This window comes from Sphingobacterium haloxyli, from assembly GCF_002980525.1.
Lineage (GTDB): Bacteria > Bacteroidota > Bacteroidia > Sphingobacteriales > Sphingobacteriaceae > Sphingobacterium > Sphingobacterium haloxyli.
The window spans coordinates 312,491-330,364 of the sequence record NZ_PVBQ01000002.1 but is presented as its reverse complement, the minus strand read 5'-3'; the positions used below and the strand labels follow the sequence as shown (position 1 = coordinate 330,364).

The following is a 17,874-nucleotide window of genomic DNA, read 5'->3' as shown; positions in this document are numbered from 1 at the left end:
ACAAGTGTGATCACATGTTTTTACTTTTTTAGTCATCGTAATATATTTAAAACTCTAGTAAAACCACAATAATACGACTAACTTCTGTAAAAAATCAGTTAATTTAGTGGAAAAACACAAAAATAACACAATTATAACAACGCAAATAACCAAAATATCATCATATAACTTAAACAACACCAATAAATACAACTTTTATAGATAAAAAATCATTACAAACCCGTTTTTTTATTAGAAATAAACAAAATATACAACAAAATATCTATATATTAGCAGTAATAAATGTAATTTTATATGATATAAACAACAATTAATACCAAAAAAAAGAGAAAAACAACATCAAACCCATATATTTCCCAAGATCGAAACCCATCTTGAAGGAAAGAAAACACGAAAAGCAGAGACATGAGAGACATAAGCCACAAGACCAGCACATTACGCACCGCGAACACCCATGCTGTCGTGTATATTACAGAACAAACAGCCCTCCGAATTAAAAAGGGCGAACTGCCAAAAGGGAATTTGTTTGACGTTGCTCGGGCTGCAGCTTTCTTGGGCGCAAAAACAACCCCACAACTGCTTCCCCACTGCCACCCCGTCAATATCGACGCCATGGAGGTCGATTTTGAGCACATATCTCCTGTATCTCATCCCGAATTCTTTATTGACCCGCAAGCATCACAGGCAGGATTGTTGGTTAGGGTATCCGCCAAGTCCATCGGCCGAACAGGAATAGAAATGGAAGCACTTACCGCTGCAACAACTGCGGCGCTCGAGCTCTACGATATGCTAAAACCGATAGATATGCGGTTGGAGATAGGTCATATACGCTTAGTAAACAAAACCGGTGGTAAATCAGATACCAGTCTATTTCTAGCGCCACTAGCCACTTGCGCCATTTTAGTGTGCTCGGATTCGACAGCACAGGGTCGGCGATTAGATAACAGCGGCCGGAAAATTGAGAAGATGTTACTTGCTACCGGCGCACAAGTATTGGACTATCAAATCGTCGCCGATGAAAAACAACTGATTCAGCAGGCTGTTAAAATGTGGGCCGACAAAGACATACAGTTTATATTTACAACCGGAGGGACGGGGCTAGGACCACGTGACGTAACGGTGGAGGCTGTTTCAGATATTTTAGACAAAACGGCATCGGGCATCACCGAAGCCATGCGCGGGCATGGTCAGCAGCGGACCCCGTTAGCCATGATGAGTCGCTCGGTGGCGGGCACCATTAGAAACTCGTTTGTTGTCACATTACCGGGCAGCACTAACGGTGTTAAAGAGTGTTTAGAAGCTATTTTGCCAGCATTGTTCCATGCCCGAAAAATGATTATGGGAGGAGGCCATTGAGATGTTGACGTACTTAGAAGCGCGAGATGCCATCCGTCATATAGCCAAACCGTTCGCCACCGAGCGGGTTAAACTTTCCCAAGCCTTGAATCGTGTACTAGCCCAGCCTGTTTATGCGGATCGAGATTATCCACCGTTCAATCGCGCAGCAATGGACGGGATAGCAATACGTTTTTGCGATTGGGACGAAGGCACACGGGAATTCCATATTCAGCAAACAATTTTTGCCGGCATGGGCGTATCTACCTCCTTAATGAAGCGGGCGTGCTACAAAATTATGACGGGTGCTGCCTGTCCGAATACCGTCGATACCGTTATCCGAATGGAAGACTTAGCTTTTACAGAGCGTGGAACAGTTATTGTCCGATCCGAATCAATTAGTATCGGACAACACATTGCGCGACAAGGCGAAGACCTAGCGAAAGGTGAATTGACCTTTACCGCACCTCGCATCTGCGACGTCTCACTCATCGGTGTGCTGGCCGCGCTAGGCATTGATGATGTACCGGTTTATGCTATGCCCACCGTAGCTATTATCACTACGGGCAACGAAGTGATAGCAGTCGACCAGCAGCCACGACATTTTCAAATCCGAAACAGCAACAGGCATCTATTGCAAGCTCTTTGTCAGCAATGGCAGTTGCCCGTCCAGTACTGCCAGCATGTCTCGGACGATCCCAAAGCACTATCAGCTACCCTGAACGAAAGCCTAAAATATCAGCTAATTCTTATCAATGGCGGTGTCTCGGCCGGTGACGCCGATTACGTACCACAAATCTTGCAGGCAATGGGCATCAACATCTTGTTTCACAAGGTATCAATCAAACCGGGGAAGCCGCTGTTAGCCGCGTCTCTGCCCTCAGGCACAATGATCTTCGCCTTGCCTGGAAACCCTATATCTTGCTTTATGACCTTCAAGCTATTCGTAGAAGAATACCTTCATCACTGTTTGAATTTCAGCAAGGAACGCTTCATCAAAACGACACTAAAGAACCTCAGGTCAAAAAAATCGGCTCTGGACGAATTTTTCCCTGTCTTTCGCAGCCCCGACAATGAGGGGCACATTTGGAAGCCAAATCACGGCTCAGGCGACATAACAGCCACTGTTGGCTGCGACGGCATCGGCTGGCATCCTCACCATAAACAGGTCATTCATGCAGATGACACCATAGCGGTACTTTCTCTACAACCTTTCTTTAACGTTACTTAATCATACTAAACAATGCAAAAGAACCAACACCCTCTTACAAAACTCAATATCTTTTCGCTCAAAGGCGTTCAGATGCGTACATTCCACATTACCTGGATTACCTTCTTTTTCTGCTTTTTCGGATGGTTCGGTGCAGCTCCATTGATGCCCATGATCCGCGATCAGCTGAATTTATCCAAGAGTGAAGTCGGTAATATCATTATTGCCTCCGTATCTGCGACAATTATTGCCCGCTTGCTGATAGGGAAGTTATGCGACACGCTAGGTCCGCGTCTAACATATACCATACTGTTAATCGTCGGAGCCTTTCCGGTAATGCTCATCGGTCTAAGCAACGATTACACATCCTTTTTACTGTTTCGGTTTTTGATCGGAATTGTCGGAGCATCTTTTGTCATCACACAATTTCATACATCTATGATGTTTGCCCCTAATATTGTTGGCACCGCCAATGCAGTCACTGGTGGATGGGGAAATTTAGGAGGGGGTGTTACGAACCTAGTCATGCCGCTGATTGCAGCGGGCTTTGCAGCTATGGGTTTTGTGAGCGAAGCCGATTCCTGGAGGTTGGCCATGGTCGTTCCAGGCATCATTTTACTGATTATGGCTTTTGTTTATTATCGATACACCACAGATACGCCAGCAGGCAATTTCAGGGACGTGGAAAAAACGAATATTAGCACAGAGCAGAAAAAACACAAAGGGTCACTGACGGACACGTTACGCGACTATCGGGTATGGGTATTGACGCTGGCCTACGCTGCCTGTTTCGGCATTGAAATCACCGTAGACAATGTGGCGGCCATGTTTTTTATCGACCGATTTGGAACCAGCATCATTATGGCGGGCGCCATGGCGGGCATATTTGGAGGGATGAACCTCTTTGCCAGAGCACTCGGTGGGATTGTGAGTGATAGGGTGGGAGAAAAATTCGGCATGAAAGGAAAAGGAACGCTACTAGGCCTGCTGCTGATCCTAGAAGGTATAGGCATCGCGCTATTCGCTGCCTCGGGCACACTTTTCTTCGCTGTTGTCTCCATGTTGATTTTCGCCTTATTCCTAAAAATGGCCAACGGTTGTACATACGGCATCGTCCCTTTTATCAACAAAAATAATATAGGTGTAGTTAGCGGTGTGGTTGGCGCTGGAGGAAATATCGGTGCCATGTTGGTAGGATTTCTCTTTAAATCTGAAAACCTCACCTATGCTGAAGCATTTCAATACATCGGCTTAGGAGTCGTCCTCATTGGTCTGCTAGTTGTTGTCACCAAGTTCCACCCTAAACCAGCGACGCAGCATAATATCGAGGCGAACGAGCTGGATTTTCAACGGTCATGATATAGAATAATTGATTTTTCCCTTTGTTAGACATGAAAGAAACAGAAACAACAAGCACCTGTTGTTATTGCGGTGTTGGATGCGGTGTTAAAATCCGGACAGAAAAACACGGATTGATAACGGTGGTGGGTGATGAAGATCATCCCGTCAATCAAGGAAAATTATGCAGCAAGGGGATGAACCTACAGTATACCGTCAATGATAAATCTGATCGTTTGCTATATCCTCAAATGCGGTACCACCGCAGCATGCCGGTGCAACGGGTAAGCTGGGATGACGCACTCACCCGTACCGCGGCTGTTTTTCGCACCATGATTGATAAGTACGGTCCCGAATCAGTTGCTTTTTACGCTTCAGGCCAATGTCTCACCGAAGAATATTACGTTATCAATAAGCTCATCAAAGGCTTCATTGGCAGCAATAACTTAGACACTAACTCGCGTTTATGCATGAGTAGCGCTGTGGCCGCCTACAAAATGGCCCTTGGAGAGGATAGCGTGCCTATTTGTTACGATGACATTGAACTGTCTGACTGCCTTTTGATAGAAGGCGCTAATCCAGCTTGGTGTCATCCGATTCTTTGGCGTCGGGTGGAAGCACATAAAGCTGAAAACCCGCGTACTAGAATCATCGTAGTTGATCCTCGCAAAACAGATAGCGCAGCTATTGCCGACTTACACCTTCAAATCCACCCGGGAACAGACATAATCTTAAATTATGCTATCGGCAGGTTGTTAATCGAAAATGGCGACATAGACCACGAATTTATAAAAAAGCATACGGAGGGATTTGAGGCATACGAAGCACGTGTGATGGAACGCACGATAAACGAAGCTGCCAACATCTGCCGTATAGCTGAAGATGAAATCCGTCAGGCGGCAGCCTATATCGGTGAATCAAAAACATTACTGACCATGTGGACCATGGGGCTCAATCAAAGTGTGAAGGGGGTAGATAAAAACCTTTCGCTCATCAACCTCAATCTCATTACCGGGAAAATCGGTAAGCCCGGCTCAGGACCTTTTTCACTAACTGGACAACCCAATGCCATGGGTGGTCGAGAGGTAGGCGGCTTAGCCAACTTGCTGCCTGCACACCGGGATCTGAAAAATGAGGTCCATCGACAGGAAGTTGCCGACTTTTGGGGTGGAACGATCGTATCCGAAAAGGCGGGTCTAACAGCTACCGAAATGTTTGACGCGTTGGCCGATGGACGACTGAAAGCCATCTGGATATTGTGCACCAATCCATTGACAAGTCTGCCTGATACACGAAAAGTTGAACTGGCTCTTGAAAAGGCGAAGTTTGTAGTGGTTCAAGAAATAAGTAACAAACCACAAACACTAGCGTATGCTGATGTCATTTTGCCGGCTGCTGCCTGGGCCGAGAAAGAAGGCACCATGACCAACTCCGAACGTCGAATCAGTCATTTACACAAAGTCATTGATCCGCCGGGCGAAGCTCTTCCAGACGCTGAAATCATCTGTCGTTTTGCAAAAAAAATGGGATTTACAAGCTTTGATTATCCCGATCCGGAATCGATTTATCGCGAACACACGCTGCTGACGGCCAAGACCAACATCGGTATTGAGGGGTTAAACTATACATTGATCGATCAGCATAAGACCGTCCAGTGGCCCTACTATAAGCGAAGAAACCAAGGTACGAAGCGCTTGTTTGCGGACCACAACTTCCACACCCCTTCCCGTAAGGCAGTTATTCACAGCCCAGACGTCAATTTCCAGAGCGAGATGCCAGACAGGGAATTTCCGTTTATCTTGACCACGGGCCGTATCCGCGATCACTGGCACACCATGTCCAAGACGGGTAAAGTAAGTAAGTTGAAGCAGCATATAAACGAATCCCGACTTGAAATCCACCCAGATGATGCTACCCACATCGGTATAATGGACGGACAATTGGTGGAAGTCATCTCACGACGCGGCAACATACGGGTAAAAGCCAACCTTAGCAACGGTATTAAACCCGGTTGTGTCTTTTTACCTATGCACTGGGGAAAGCTTGGCGGTAGCGATTTGCACCGGACAAACAACCTGACTAATACGCTCCTCGATCCGATTTCCAAAGAGCCGGACTTCAAGTTCTGCGCTGTACAAGTCACGCCGTACAGCAAGCCTCGTGAGCGTATTGTTATTGTTGGTGCAGGAGCCGGTGCTTTTGGATTTATCAGAGCTTACCGCGAAATCAATACCGTCGACGAAATAACCGTTATCAGCAACGAAAACCTCCCTTTTTATAACCGTGTGATGTTACCCCATTACGTGAGTGGTGATCAGCGGTGGGAAGAGTTAGTCAAAATGCGGGATGAAGAGGAAAGGAGCACCTATGATATTACACATGTAAGAGGTGCGACGGTAATCCATATCGACCGTAAAAATAAGGTTGTAGAGGACTCACGCGGTGTAAAGACACCATACGACACGCTAATCCTAGGCACAGGTAGCCGACCTGCTATGCCAAGGGACATCCCACCTTTGCCGGGAATTTTCACCATCAGACGGCGTTCTGACGCGGACAATCTCCGCAAATTTCTCCGAAAAGACGCCGCTGTCGTAATCATTGGCGGCGGCTTACTGGGGCTGGAGATGGCCGCCAGCTTACGGGAGATGGGCGTACAGATCACAATCGTACAACGCGTCTCGCGTTTTCTGAACAGGCAGCTGGATGTCTTGGGCAGCCAATTGCTCCACGAAGAAATGGTGGAGCAGGGCTGCGACGTGTATTATAACGATGAGGTGCAGCTTTATTACGGACGTAACAAAGTCAACAAGGTAGAGCTAAAGAGTGGGCGCCAAATTAAGTGCGATGCCGTGATTGTTGCCATCGGTACTACTCCTAACATCGAACTTGCAAAAGCCGCCGGGCTGCATTGCCAACGTGGCGTTGTGGTTAACAATCGGTTACAAACCAGCGACCCGTCGATCTATGCCGTTGGCGAGATTGCGGAATTTGAAGGAACACTATATGGTATTACCGTCGCCGCTGAGCAACAAGCTAGTGTAGTGGCTCGGTATCATAACGGCGATATCGCCAGTATTTATGAGGGTTCCATTTTTATGAATATCATCAAGATACAGGGGTTCGACCTTTGCAGTATTGGCATGGTCGATTGTCCAAACGACGAATACGAGGAGATTGTGTTTATTGACAAAGCGAAACGCTATTATAAAAAATGCGTCGTCTACCAAGATCGTCTTGTAGGAGCTATTCTAATCGGAGACAAGAATGAGTTTCTTGAATTCAAAGACCTGATTATCAATAAGACCGAACTGAGCGAAAAGCGCTTACAGCTGTTGCGTAGCGGCGCGTCGAAGGAACCCATAATCGGCAAACTCGTTTGCAGTTGTAGCCAAGTGGGCGAAGGCAACCTAGATAAGCTGATGCAATCAGGCTGTACAGAACTGAAAGAACTTTGCGAAAGCAGTGGTGCCGGAACGGGTTGTGGTTCTTGCCGCCCACAGGTACTGACGATTTTAGAGAACTTTCTAGGCAAACAAAAAGAAATGGAGGCGACCCATGATTGATCATGAAAAATCGGAACAACAACAACGCGTAAAGGTCAATCTTTCCGGCGGTTTTGTGTCCGTAGGGGATTTTAAAGTACTACTGGAGGCCATTGACGCGGCAGGCATCAGAAAAGTAAAAATTGGCACCCGCCAACAGCTCCTGTTTTCGGCGAGTCCAGTACAAATAGAAGAATTGGCGTACGATTTCTTCAACCAAGAACTGTTACATGAGGTAAACGACACGAGATATCCAAATATCGTCAGTTCCTATGTAGCGGACGGCATCTATAATCAACCGAATTGGCTACGAGAAGGAATCTATAAAGATATTTTAGCATCATTTACCGCTACACCGAAGTTCAAAATCAACATCGTTGATGCCACTCAGTCCCTAGTACCGTATTATACGGGCAACCTCAATTTTGTATCCTCCGAGATCGGTAATTATTGGCACCTGTATATCCGTTGGCCTAAAACTAATCAGATTTACACCTGGTCATCCCTCGTCTATTCGCTAGATATTGCCCCCATTAGCGAAGAGCTGGAAACCGCCATCCTCGGTAAAAAAGAAGTGTCCGAAGAAGAAATAACCGGCATCTGTACAACTTTGGAAGCTAGCATGACAGCATCGAAACAGTTCCTTTTTCAAGAGCAGGCTTCCCCGCTAGTGGAATCTGAGTTCCGGCTGCCCTACTATGAGGGATTCAATAGATATGACGACAAATATTGGCTCGGCATATACCAACCTGACGAAAGCTATCGGGTTTCATTTTTGCTCGACGTCTGTAAGATTTGCCAAACAACACGCGTCGGACAACTATACACAACCCCGTGGCGCTCGTTAATCATTAAAGATATCCATCAGGAAGATCGAAAAGAGTGGGATAGCATTCTCGACAAGCACCGCATCAATCTACGTCATGCTTCTAACCAGCTGAATTGGCAGATTGAAGATTGGTGCGAACCCGCACTGAAGCTGAAACGTTCCATCGTTCGGTATTTTGATCGTTGGAATATCCGAACCTACAGGTTGTCCTTTGGTATCAAGATCGGATCGAACAGTGGTATTTGGGGCTCTATTATTATCAAAAGCACTGGCGAAGAAAGCAACGGAGGTGTTTTTGACGTTTTCCACACAAAAGATTTCAACGCTAATTCCCACACGCTAGTCCCATACCAACGAGGAATATCCGGGAAGGTCCTACCTGGAACTTTGAAGACACTTTGTGATCATTTCTACGATCTCACACCACACAACACCGATATGCCTGATGAGCAGGCTGTCGTTGCTTTACCGGAACCTACACATGGCGCACAGGAATCGCTATTCCAATGCTCGCATTGTCTCAGTGTGTACGATCCGTTCTACGGTGACCTATTAGCATCCATAAAACCGGGCACGGAATTCGCTAACTTGCCGGTAGATTATACCTGCGGGTTGTGCGATTCGCCTAAGAAGGATTTTAGACCCATTAACAAAATCAGTACAACAACTTGACATGGAAGCATATTACATAACGCTAGTCCTATTTATAGTAGGTTTTTTATATGCTTCTGTTGGACATGGAGGTGCCAGCGGATATATCGCTGTCTTCTCGATTTTTTCGATTCCTGTGGCACAGTATAAACCGCTTATTTTAATGCTCAACATGCTGGTTGCTGGCACAGGCTTTGTGCAGTTTCAGCGTGCCGGGCATTTCAGATGGTCTACTTGTTTACCTTTTATATTTACGTCTATACCCGCGGCATTCCTCGGCGCAAAATACGCCTTGGGAGGAAAAATCTACTTCATTCTACTTGGTTTAGCGTTGATATTGCCCACAATTCGGTTATTTGGCATTACTCCGAAAGAACATCAGGAAAGTAAGCCCGTAAACATACCCCTCGCATTGTTGATAGGTGCGATTATCGGTGTATTGTCGGGGATGCTCAACATCGGCGGCGGGATTTTTTTAAGCCCTTTACTCATCCTTTTAGGATGGACTAATGCGAAAGAGGCCGCAGCCACCTCCGCTATTTTTATAACGCTGAACTCGTTCAGTGGATTGCTCGGTAATACGGCGCCTGTCTATTTCGACGCACCATTTTTTATATGGTTTTGCGCTGCGGCTGTCGGAGGATTTACTGGTGCGTATTTTGGGAGCACCCGTTTTCCGATGGCAACAATACGAACTTTACTCAGCCTGGTGTTACTAATAGCTTCCTGCAAACTATTATTTTTTATGTGATGAACAACTTAACAGACCATATTGGAAGATCGTTCAAAGTGCTACGTGTGAGCCTGCTCGACAGATGCAATTTTGCTTGTACATATTGCGTGTGTGACGATGACCGTACAATAAAAAAGCCTAAAAAGACGCAGCTGTCCGTTCACGAACTCAGTACACTGATTGGTCGCTTACATGACACGCTACACCTACAAACCGTACGCTTGACGGGAGGTGAACCACTACTGTACACCAGTTTGACCGAACTAATAGCATCCATCCGACATGCAGGTATTAAGGATATCAAGATGACCACTAACGGTCTTCTATTGGCCCAAAAAGCCGAATCACTGGAAAAAGCCGGGCTTCGATCGGTCAATGTCTCGCTGGATGCATTGACCGAGAATACCTTCCTCCAGATAACAAGGCGAAAGGGAGTAAAGCGCGTAATTGCCGGAATAACAGCCGCAAAAGACGCTGGACTAGATGTAAAAATCAACGCTGTATTATCGCGCGGCGAGAACGACAACGAAATTTTGCCCTTGCTTGACTTTGCCTTCCAAAACAATATTAAAATACGTTTCCTAGAGCTGATGGGCATGGGGCATCTGTTTGGCGAAAAGGACAATAAATTCTTCTCCATGCAAGCAATATTGGACAAAATAAGCACGGTCTATCAAATTAGCGAACAACCGAAAAAATATGGTGATACGGCAACATATTGGACAACACGCTGCGGCAACACTTTTGGAATCATTGCCAATGAAAGTCGGCCTTTTTGTGCAGACTGCAACCGTCTGCGGCTAGATAGCAACGGGAATATCTACGGTTGTTTAAGCAGTGATGTACCTATATCTTTAGCGGAAATAAACAGTCGAGAAGGACTGGAAGCAAGTTTATATGCTGCGCTGGCGCAAAAACAGATGCAATTTTCAGGAAGTGAAATGAGTATGTTAACAATTGGAGGATAAATATGGTTACACTAACATTTTATGCAGGGTTGAAAGATTACTTTCCTGCGGACATGAATCTAGGAGAAATACCCAGCGATATCGGGAGTTTACGCCAATACCTGCGCGGTCAAAAACCCTTAGCATCTGCGTTGCTAGGCCAATGCCGGTTCGCCGTAGACAATACGTTTGTAGATGAAGACCATCTACTTCGTCAGGGAGATATTGTCCTTGTTATTCCACCGAGCAGCGGAGGGTAATGATGACACATCTCAGTACAGAAAAAATTGACGTGATGGCACTTTGGGAGCACTGTCATCATGTGGCAGCCGGTGGTATTGTGCTGTTCAGCGGCGAGGTGCGAAATAACCATCGCGGCAGGAACGTTTCACATCTCTACTATGAGGCTGCCGAGCAGATGGCTGAAAAGATGATCGCGGATCTACTGGACGAAGCGAAACAACGCTGGGAATTACAGATCGCCTATGCAGTCCATCGGCTAGGCAATGTTCCGGTTATGGAGACTGCCGTAGTGGTTGTTACCGGCGCAGCACATCGCAAAGAAGCTTACGAGGCCAATCAGTATATCATTGACCGCATTAAGCATGAGACACCCATTTGGAAGTGTGAATACTTCGCGGACGGCCAACGGATTTGGGGAGGGCATTGCTCTTGTCATCAGGAGTCGACATAGGAATGTAATAATCCTTTTAGCTATGAAAAAAAACGCACCTACGTTGTTAGGATTGGTGCTATGTGGCGGCAAAAGTAGCCGTATGGGAACCGATAAAGGACAGTTACTCAAGGGCGATTGCACCTGGGCAGAGCATATGTGCAATAGGCTGTCCAGCCTAGGACTGCAAACCTATCTTTCTATTAATCCGCTCCAGCAACAAAATTATAGTAAGATTTTTCCTACTGAGTTTTTGGTAACGGATCGGGTGGATGTAAAAGGACCTCTGGCGGGTATGTTGAGCGCACATCAACTGTTCCCGGTCAAAGATATATTTGTCTTGCCATGTGATATGATCGATATAGAAATTACCATATTGCAACGTCTGTTGGATATTCGCCAGCAGATTATACATGCTGATGTATATTTGTATACGAAGAGTAGTTATCTGGAACCATTATGTGCGATCTACACCGCTTCTGGATTAGAGAAGTTATCCGTCGATTATCAAAAAGGGCACCTGACTAACTTTTCCGTAAACCGTGCCATAAAAAACCTCAGTATGGTAAAACTCTCCGCTGCGGAACATAGGAAAGATTTCCGAAACTACAACACACCCGACAGTGTCCGTAAATGGCAGAAGACAAAAACCTTATTTGGCACTTTTTTTGAGTAATTTATAACATAAATTACATTAGCGCACAACTTATTATGAGGTTTATTATCAACTTATTTATTACGGGTGCAGTGATTGCCATCGCGGCCTATATTGTTCCAGGAGCACAAGTAGCTGGCTTTTGGTGGGCAATCGTAACGGGCTTAGTTATTGGATTGGTAAATGCCATTGTAGGTGGTATTTTAAGACTATTTACTTTTCCTTTAAACTGGTTGACATTCGGGCTTGTTTCCTTTATCATTACCGTATTAATGGTCTTGTTAAGCGACAAGCTCATGGGAACCAAATTCGACGTGGATGGATTCTGGACTGCATCATTATTCGCTATTGTTGTAGCTATCATTGAAATGATTATTGGTGGTATCGGAGGTAACAAAAAGCGGTAGGTTACCGCTTTTTGTTTTTCTTTTTCATTTTATTAACCCAAATAAGCACACCGGTTACCGGAAGTGACGTCGCGACCAAACAACTAATAAAATACAGTAATTTACTGAACGGTCCGTATACATCACCAATATGTAGCGCTTTTACAGAGCTGCCGATCTGGTTCCGAATAGATTTTTCCCGGAATATGTCTTTCTCCAGTACTTCTCCTGTATATTGGTCTAATACCAACCTATCGCTTGCCGATGGCGCGAAGAAACCTACTTTATTTTTCGTAACACTGACTGTCCCCGTACTATCTGAAGCAAAATTTATCGTAATATCGCCGTCATAAGACAAGGCAGTATTCACCGCCAGAATTGTTTCTTCGACCGTCATCGCACGCTTTCCATAGATTAACTTTGATACCGGTTCAATCTTTTCTTCACGAGGCGCGTTCCGATTCTGATAGGTCCCCCACGTCTTCTGCCAGCCCTCCCTATACCATTCAAACGACCAAAATGGGCCGGTTACCGCCATGAGAAATAATATAATCCAAGTGTATAATCCCAGCGTATTGTGTAAATCGTGATTTACTCGTTTCCAGTTGGCTGTCCAACGGATTTTAAAGCCATTCCTCCAAGCCCTCATTTTCTTAGGAAACCAGATGACCAATCCGGTCAGTACACCCAATAAAAATAACAACGTCGCGGTTCCTGTAATCCAGGAGCCTAGTTTACGGTTTTCCACCCCGTTGATAATCGGCTCTTCGATCTCGTTCAGCAATAACCAACGGTGTAACCCAAACATTTTGCCCATGAATTCGGCTGTTTTTGTTTTCACCTTGGATGGATCTCCCAGCACATCTCCGGTATAGGGATCGACCATCATCTGATTAGGGAACCTCCGGCGTCCACCGCCGCCAGCGGGCGACACTTGACGACTGGCCTGAGCTTTCGCCACAGCGTCGCCTTTAGTTGCTGCTTGAGCTTCACGGTGGACCCCATGTTGATGAGCGACACTCTGCGTAGCCTGCCGGGGTTCGCTCACTATTGAATCCGATTTTACGGTTGCTTTGCTCGCCTCCTGCTCTTGCTTTTTCTTCCAATCGGCTCTTTCGCCGTCTTTTGCTTTGGGCTCTGTATTGTATAAAATAGCAGTCGCCTTTCCTTCGTAAAAAGGCACTTTAATGCCCGCTATATTGCCTTCAATAGCAGGCTTCGCCAATGCCAGCAGGTAATCTGGTGACAGCCTTTCACCCTTTTTTTCTACTTGATAGTACTCGGACAGCGCGGCTTCTCGAAACTCGGTATTATACACATAAATCGTCCCTGTCAAACAGACGATAAAAACAATAATACCCGACACTAAACCTCCCCATAGGTGGATATCGTTGAAAAATTTCCGGATTTTCACCCAGCTTGTGTTATCCTTATTACGTCTAGGCTTACTCATTTCCCTTTTTCTCTCATTTTTGAAACAGAAAATCAGGTAAGGCGACGAATCGTCTTACCTGATTTGATTTTTAAACTATTATTATCCGGCAATTAATAGGCGCCAATATAGAAGCTACCCGATTGGTTTTTAAGTTTAGCGCCTTTTTTAATTTGTTTTGTTGCCAAGTCAAATATATATAGATTACCATCTACTCCATTAGGCGTCATAGGAATATATACATTGTTCCCGTGCACACCGATATGTTGAAATTGGCCAAATGTACCTGTGATAGCAGTTATACCAGCAGATTGATTTGCTGAACGGCCAGAAAAACCGATATCCGTTTGATTATCTGTTGCTAACTTGGTTGCTGTTTTTGCGTTCAAATCGATAACAGCGATATACCCCCCATCGACATTGGTTTCTGTATATAATACAAGACCGATACCCTCTTTGATATATCTCCATGCTCTGATTTGTATATTATTAGAAGCAGAAAGTGCTGTTTTTAAATCAAAATTATAGCTGTTATCATACTCACTGGTAGAGCTATTGATTCGCAAGATCTGTGAACCAGATGTAGCAGTTGCTTGATAAACATTCCCGTCCGTTCCCACGTATTGTGTCATTGTACGATAACCGTGGTTATTTGTTTTACTAACCGCAGGGTCGGCATAAATTAATTTGGGGTTGCCTAAAGAAGGAAAGTCTACAACCAAGGTCGCTGTCCCTAATTCTCTTTCGTCTTGAGTCCAGGTTTGATTACCGGAATTATTAACGCCAGATGGCTCTGTCACATCTATTTTTGTCAAGTTACAACCAATAAAAATTTTATTTTTTGCAGCATTCAAAACGGGAACATCGATACGACCTATTTGATACCCGGCTTTCGTCTGCTCAGCCGTAAACGGGATTTCAAATTCGTGCTGACGTCTAATTTGCGGATCGTCTAGATCTAGCACAGCTATTCTCGCGGTACTTTTTACATCGATAAAGTCCGCTCCGGCGCCTTCACCTGTCGCTTGAACCTGTGCTGATGCATATACGCCCACACCAATACCTTCCGCAGCCACTACCCAACGAGGAGCTGTTCCCAGTATAGGCTCTGTATTTACTTCTTCACGCGTATCTTCAAATTTATCTGCACCTTCAACTCGATATTTGTTAAAAATACCACCATCGTCGCCGGTGTATTGAATATTATAAAGAAAGTTTCCATTTGCCGAACCCTGCACACGTGCTGTACGCTGCGACCTTAAAGGATACCCACTCGTGAAAACATTTATCTCGAAATCTGGATTTGCAGCTTGCTCAGGAGAAATAGCATAGGCCATTGTTCCCCCATTGCCGGCCGTGCCTTCACCGTCTGGAAAAGCTGCTGTCAAGGTAATGTATTTCCTTTCCCATACGTCCGGTCCAGAAATTTGGGGGTCATTAGAGGGTCCATCATTTTTATCACAACCAACCAATGTGGTAGCGAGTACAGAACACCATACTATCGACTTTAAAAAATGAGTTTTCATAGTCTTATCTGTTAAAATTATTTATTGTATAGTTTAATTTAATATAAAATGCTCTTCCTGGCTTCTGTACACCAAAATTGTCATAAATTTCGGCGTTGAATATATTTTTTGCATCTAAGCTTGCCACCAGCCGTCCATGCGGAAAACGATAACTGGCTCCTAAGTCATGTGAAAATTGCGTAGGGGTTGTGAACCATTCAGACTCCATCCAGATCGTTCTGAATGGGGCTACATACCCTGTATTATAATAGAGGTTCAAAGCCGAACGTTGTTGAAAGATATTATTTAAACGATATTGCACATTGCCATTTATCGTAAAAAATGGTTCATTGGGCACTTGCCTGTTATATAGGCTGTTCGGATTGCCTCTTTCGTCCGTTTCTACCTTAAACAAAGAATTGAATTTGGAAAAGTTAAGCATAACATTCAATCTATTGTCGTATATATAATTTACCTCTCCCTCAAAGCCGATTGATTGTGTTTTGGATAAGTTAATGAATTGCGTAACCTGTATGTCCTCAACTTGATTCTCACGGCCTTCCAAAACCTCGTCTTCTCTCGTCTGTAGTATAATTTTATCATAACCGTTACGCCAGAAAAAGTTTGCGTACAAGGATAACTTGTGTTTACCCAGGTTTACCATGCCGTAACGAGCTCCCATGTTGTAGTTGATCGCCATTTCAGGTAAAATGTAGGGGTTCGGCAGCAAATTGTTTTCCGGTTCGCCGTACACATGGCGATCGGTAGGCATAATAAATGATTTTTCCGCTGATGCAATCAAGAAACCGTCTTTTATAGCTTGATAAGATAGCGTTCCTCCAAAACCTTTATTGTCCCGTGTTGTCCTGTTCTCTTCATAGACGATAGCACCATCCACTTCTCTTATCGGAACATGTTGAAGCGTATTGTAAAGCATGTATTTTCCAAAAACATTGGTTCTCAGTCTTCCATTGAACATTTCCGCCTCATAATTCATCGCCAAAATATTGGTAGTTAAGTCGTTTTGAGTTATCCAACGGCTTCTCTCTGGATTCAACAAGTCCCGGTCATTTCTGCCCGATTTCTCAAAATTATGGTTTAAAGAAACACGGTGTCCTGGATAAACCATATAAGCCAAGTTAGAACGGACGTTCGAAATATTTCTATCAATATCACTCATAACAGCATCACCCTGCTGTCCTTGTCCAGGCGCGTGCGGATAAGGCTTAATTTCGCCATCAGTGTTAGGCGGCGCCATCAACAACGTGCCGTCCCAATTATATTTTCGACTGACTGTATCTTGCAAATAAGTGTTGCGTCTGCTATGAACCGCATTAACATTTAGGGACAATCCGTCAACGAACAGGTTTCTTTTATTATAGTTGAGGCTAAATACATGTGCCTGATATTCATTGAAACGTCCAAAGTAAGGTCTGGTCATCGTTATGCCATGAGGAATTTCCTTATAAGAATCAGACACATTATATGCTACAAATATTTGATCCGCCCAACTGACATCGGTGAATCCTAGTTCAAAGCGACCTCCCACTGTCTCAAACTTATCATTCGGTCGTTTGGTTCGGTAGTATCTACTCAAGCGTCCGTTCGGGTGTGTATATTTCGAAAATTTCCCCCACATTTCGTAATCATTATCGGAATGACTATAAAAACCTGAAGCCCGGAAAGTAAGCCCATTCTTTTGGTTGCGATACAACCCGCCTACGTCTGCTCGGTACGTGTTAAACGACCCGTAAGAAACTGCTGCTGTAATATTATTAGCGGAGGCATCCTTTTTCATAATTACATTGATTGCGCCACCGATATAGTTTCCGCTTAAATGAGAAGGCAAAACACCTTTATAGACTTCGATTCGCTCAATCATGGCGGGAGGGATATTATTTAAATTGAAAGAAGAACCATACGTCGACAATTCGATACCATCCAAGAACAAACCGATGGTACTGCCCGACATACCATTTAAGTTATATTCAATGGGGGCACCCTCTCCCCCATTTTGTCTCACCCGTACCCCCACTGCCCGATCTAACAACTCATTAGTTGTCAGATTACGAAGCGAAGCTTCTTTAGTTTCAATAACGGCCACGGCAAAGCCACTCGTTTCCATCGCTTTTTTCTCCGTCATCCGGCTTACCTCCACACCCTCTATCGCAATATCACCTGTTGTCGATACCGCGATAGAAAAATCATGCATAGGTTTGTCTACTCTTAACTGGACGGTTTTAGGTTCAATTTCGATAGCCGTAATTTGAATTTCTCGTTTTCCGTACGGCACATTACTTAAGGAGTAACGCCCCTCCTTATCGGACATACTACTGATATCCGTTCCTTTCACCCGTACCGTGGCATGGCTGATGGATTCACCGGAGGCCAGATGGATTTTTCCCGTTACTGTACTCTGCTGCCCAAAAACTGTTATTGACAATAAGGTGAATAAACAAACTACTGTATATGATATCGATGTTTCCAACTTCATTTTAGAACTGGTCTAAATAGTAATGCGGTGCAAATATAGATTTATTCTAAATAAGAAAATAACGCAATCGGAAAATAAATATTCAAATTCGGAAAATGGGAATATATATAAACAACCGATTGCACCCCTGATTTATGCTTT

General features: G+C 44.6%; 14 protein-coding genes. 11 read left to right on the top strand and 3 right to left on the bottom strand.

What is annotated here, in order from left to right; genetic code table 11:
* Window positions 1-405 precede the first annotated feature (405 nt).
* From moaCB to C5745_RS03225, 11 genes are read left to right on the top strand one after another with little or no spacing between them, the layout of a single operon-like run.
* Window positions 406-1,356 (top strand): bifunctional molybdenum cofactor biosynthesis protein MoaC/MoaB, encoded by a 951-nt coding sequence (gene moaCB / locus C5745_RS03275; RefSeq protein WP_105715537.1) that lies wholly within the window; start codon window positions 406-408, stop codon window positions 1,354-1,356.
* Between the two features lies 1 nt (window position 1,357).
* Entirely contained in the window at window positions 1,358-2,566 is a 1,209-nt protein-coding gene (locus C5745_RS03270; protein ID WP_105715536.1) for a molybdopterin molybdotransferase MoeA, read from the top strand.
* A 12-nt stretch (window positions 2,567-2,578) separates the two neighbouring features.
* Window positions 2,579-3,904: an MFS transporter gene (locus C5745_RS03265; RefSeq protein WP_105715535.1), complete on the top strand. Its 1,326-nt coding sequence runs from the start codon at window positions 2,579-2,581 to the stop codon at window positions 3,902-3,904.
* A gap of 32 nt (window positions 3,905-3,936) precedes the next feature.
* On the top strand, window positions 3,937-7,449 hold the full coding sequence (locus tag C5745_RS03260) for a nitrate reductase (protein ID WP_105715534.1): 3,513 nt from the start codon (window positions 3,937-3,939) through the stop codon (window positions 7,447-7,449).
* A complete protein-coding gene (locus C5745_RS03255) occupies window positions 7,442-8,929 on the top strand; it encodes a rubredoxin (protein ID WP_105715533.1) in 1,488 nt (495 codons plus the stop codon). The genes C5745_RS03260 and C5745_RS03255 overlap by 8 nt, the downstream gene beginning before the upstream one ends.
* A 1-nt stretch (window position 8,930) precedes the next feature.
* Complete coding sequence (locus C5745_RS03250) at window positions 8,931-9,659, top strand: sulfite exporter TauE/SafE family protein (protein WP_105715532.1); 729 nt, start codon at window positions 8,931-8,933, stop codon at window positions 9,657-9,659.
* Window positions 9,659-10,609: a GTP 3',8-cyclase MoaA gene (gene moaA, locus C5745_RS03245; protein ID WP_105715531.1), complete on the top strand. Its 951-nt coding sequence runs from the start codon at window positions 9,659-9,661 to the stop codon at window positions 10,607-10,609. Before C5745_RS03250 ends, moaA begins: the two co-directional genes overlap by 1 nt.
* Before the next feature lie 2 nt (window positions 10,610-10,611).
* A complete protein-coding gene (locus tag C5745_RS03240) occupies window positions 10,612-10,848 on the top strand; it encodes a MoaD/ThiS family protein (protein WP_105715530.1) in 237 nt (78 codons plus the stop codon).
* A gap of 2 nt (window positions 10,849-10,850) precedes the next feature.
* Window positions 10,851-11,282, top strand: a complete 432-nt coding sequence (locus C5745_RS03235) for a molybdenum cofactor biosynthesis protein MoaE (protein WP_105715627.1) — start codon at window positions 10,851-10,853, stop codon at window positions 11,280-11,282.
* A 22-nt stretch (window positions 11,283-11,304) separates the two neighbouring features.
* Complete coding sequence (mobA, locus tag C5745_RS03230) at window positions 11,305-11,937, top strand: molybdenum cofactor guanylyltransferase (RefSeq protein ID WP_165793004.1); 633 nt, start codon at window positions 11,305-11,307, stop codon at window positions 11,935-11,937.
* Window positions 11,938-11,972: 35 nt separating this feature from the next.
* The gene (locus tag C5745_RS03225) at window positions 11,973-12,323 is read left to right on the top strand and encodes a phage holin family protein (RefSeq protein ID WP_105715528.1); all 351 of its coding nucleotides are present in this window, start codon (window positions 11,973-11,975) and stop codon (window positions 12,321-12,323) included.
* Window position 12,324: 1 nt separating this feature from the next.
* Here C5745_RS03225 and C5745_RS03220 read toward each other — a convergent pair whose 3' ends face one another.
* From C5745_RS03220 to C5745_RS03210, 3 genes are all read right to left on the bottom strand, one after another.
* The gene (locus C5745_RS03220) at window positions 12,325-13,755 is read right to left on the bottom strand and encodes a PepSY-associated TM helix domain-containing protein (protein WP_105715527.1); all 1,431 of its coding nucleotides are present in this window, start codon (window positions 13,753-13,755) and stop codon (window positions 12,325-12,327) included.
* A 92-nt stretch (window positions 13,756-13,847) separates the two neighbouring features.
* Window positions 13,848-15,260: a hypothetical protein gene (locus C5745_RS03215; RefSeq protein ID WP_105715526.1), complete on the bottom strand. Its 1,413-nt coding sequence runs from the start codon at window positions 15,258-15,260 to the stop codon at window positions 13,848-13,850.
* A gap of 4 nt (window positions 15,261-15,264) precedes the next feature.
* Window positions 15,265-17,733, bottom strand: coding sequence for a TonB-dependent receptor (locus C5745_RS03210; RefSeq protein ID WP_105715525.1), 2,469 nt, complete (start codon window positions 17,731-17,733; stop codon window positions 15,265-15,267).
* Window positions 17,734-17,874 lie beyond the last annotated feature (141 nt).

Bases quoted from the DNA above. Each gene is read 5' to 3' on its own strand.
- moaCB (WP_105715537.1), top strand. From the start codon at position 406: ATGAGAGACATAAGCCACAAGACCAGCACATTACGCACCGCGAACACC.
- C5745_RS03270 (WP_105715536.1), top strand. From the start codon at position 1,358: ATGTTGACGTACTTAGAAGCGCGAGATGCCATCCGTCATATAGCCAAA.
- C5745_RS03265 (WP_105715535.1), top strand. From the start codon at position 2,579: ATGCAAAAGAACCAACACCCTCTTACAAAACTCAATATCTTTTCGCTC.
- C5745_RS03260 (WP_105715534.1), top strand. From the start codon at position 3,937: ATGAAAGAAACAGAAACAACAAGCACCTGTTGTTATTGCGGTGTTGGA.
- C5745_RS03255 (WP_105715533.1), top strand. From the start codon at position 7,442: ATGATTGATCATGAAAAATCGGAACAACAACAACGCGTAAAGGTCAAT.
- C5745_RS03250 (WP_105715532.1), top strand. From the start codon at position 8,931: ATGGAAGCATATTACATAACGCTAGTCCTATTTATAGTAGGTTTTTTA.
- moaA (WP_105715531.1), top strand. From the start codon at position 9,659: ATGAACAACTTAACAGACCATATTGGAAGATCGTTCAAAGTGCTACGT.
- C5745_RS03240 (WP_105715530.1), top strand. From the start codon at position 10,612: ATGGTTACACTAACATTTTATGCAGGGTTGAAAGATTACTTTCCTGCG.
- C5745_RS03235 (WP_105715627.1), top strand. From the start codon at position 10,851: ATGACACATCTCAGTACAGAAAAAATTGACGTGATGGCACTTTGGGAG.
- mobA (WP_165793004.1), top strand. From the start codon at position 11,305: ATGAAAAAAAACGCACCTACGTTGTTAGGATTGGTGCTATGTGGCGGC.
- C5745_RS03225 (WP_105715528.1), top strand. From the start codon at position 11,973: ATGAGGTTTATTATCAACTTATTTATTACGGGTGCAGTGATTGCCATC.
- C5745_RS03220 (WP_105715527.1), bottom strand. From the start codon at position 13,755: ATGAGTAAGCCTAGACGTAATAAGGATAACACAAGCTGGGTGAAAATC.
- C5745_RS03215 (WP_105715526.1), bottom strand. From the start codon at position 15,260: ATGAAAACTCATTTTTTAAAGTCGATAGTATGGTGTTCTGTACTCGCT.
- C5745_RS03210 (WP_105715525.1), bottom strand. From the start codon at position 17,733: ATGAAGTTGGAAACATCGATATCATATACAGTAGTTTGTTTATTCACC.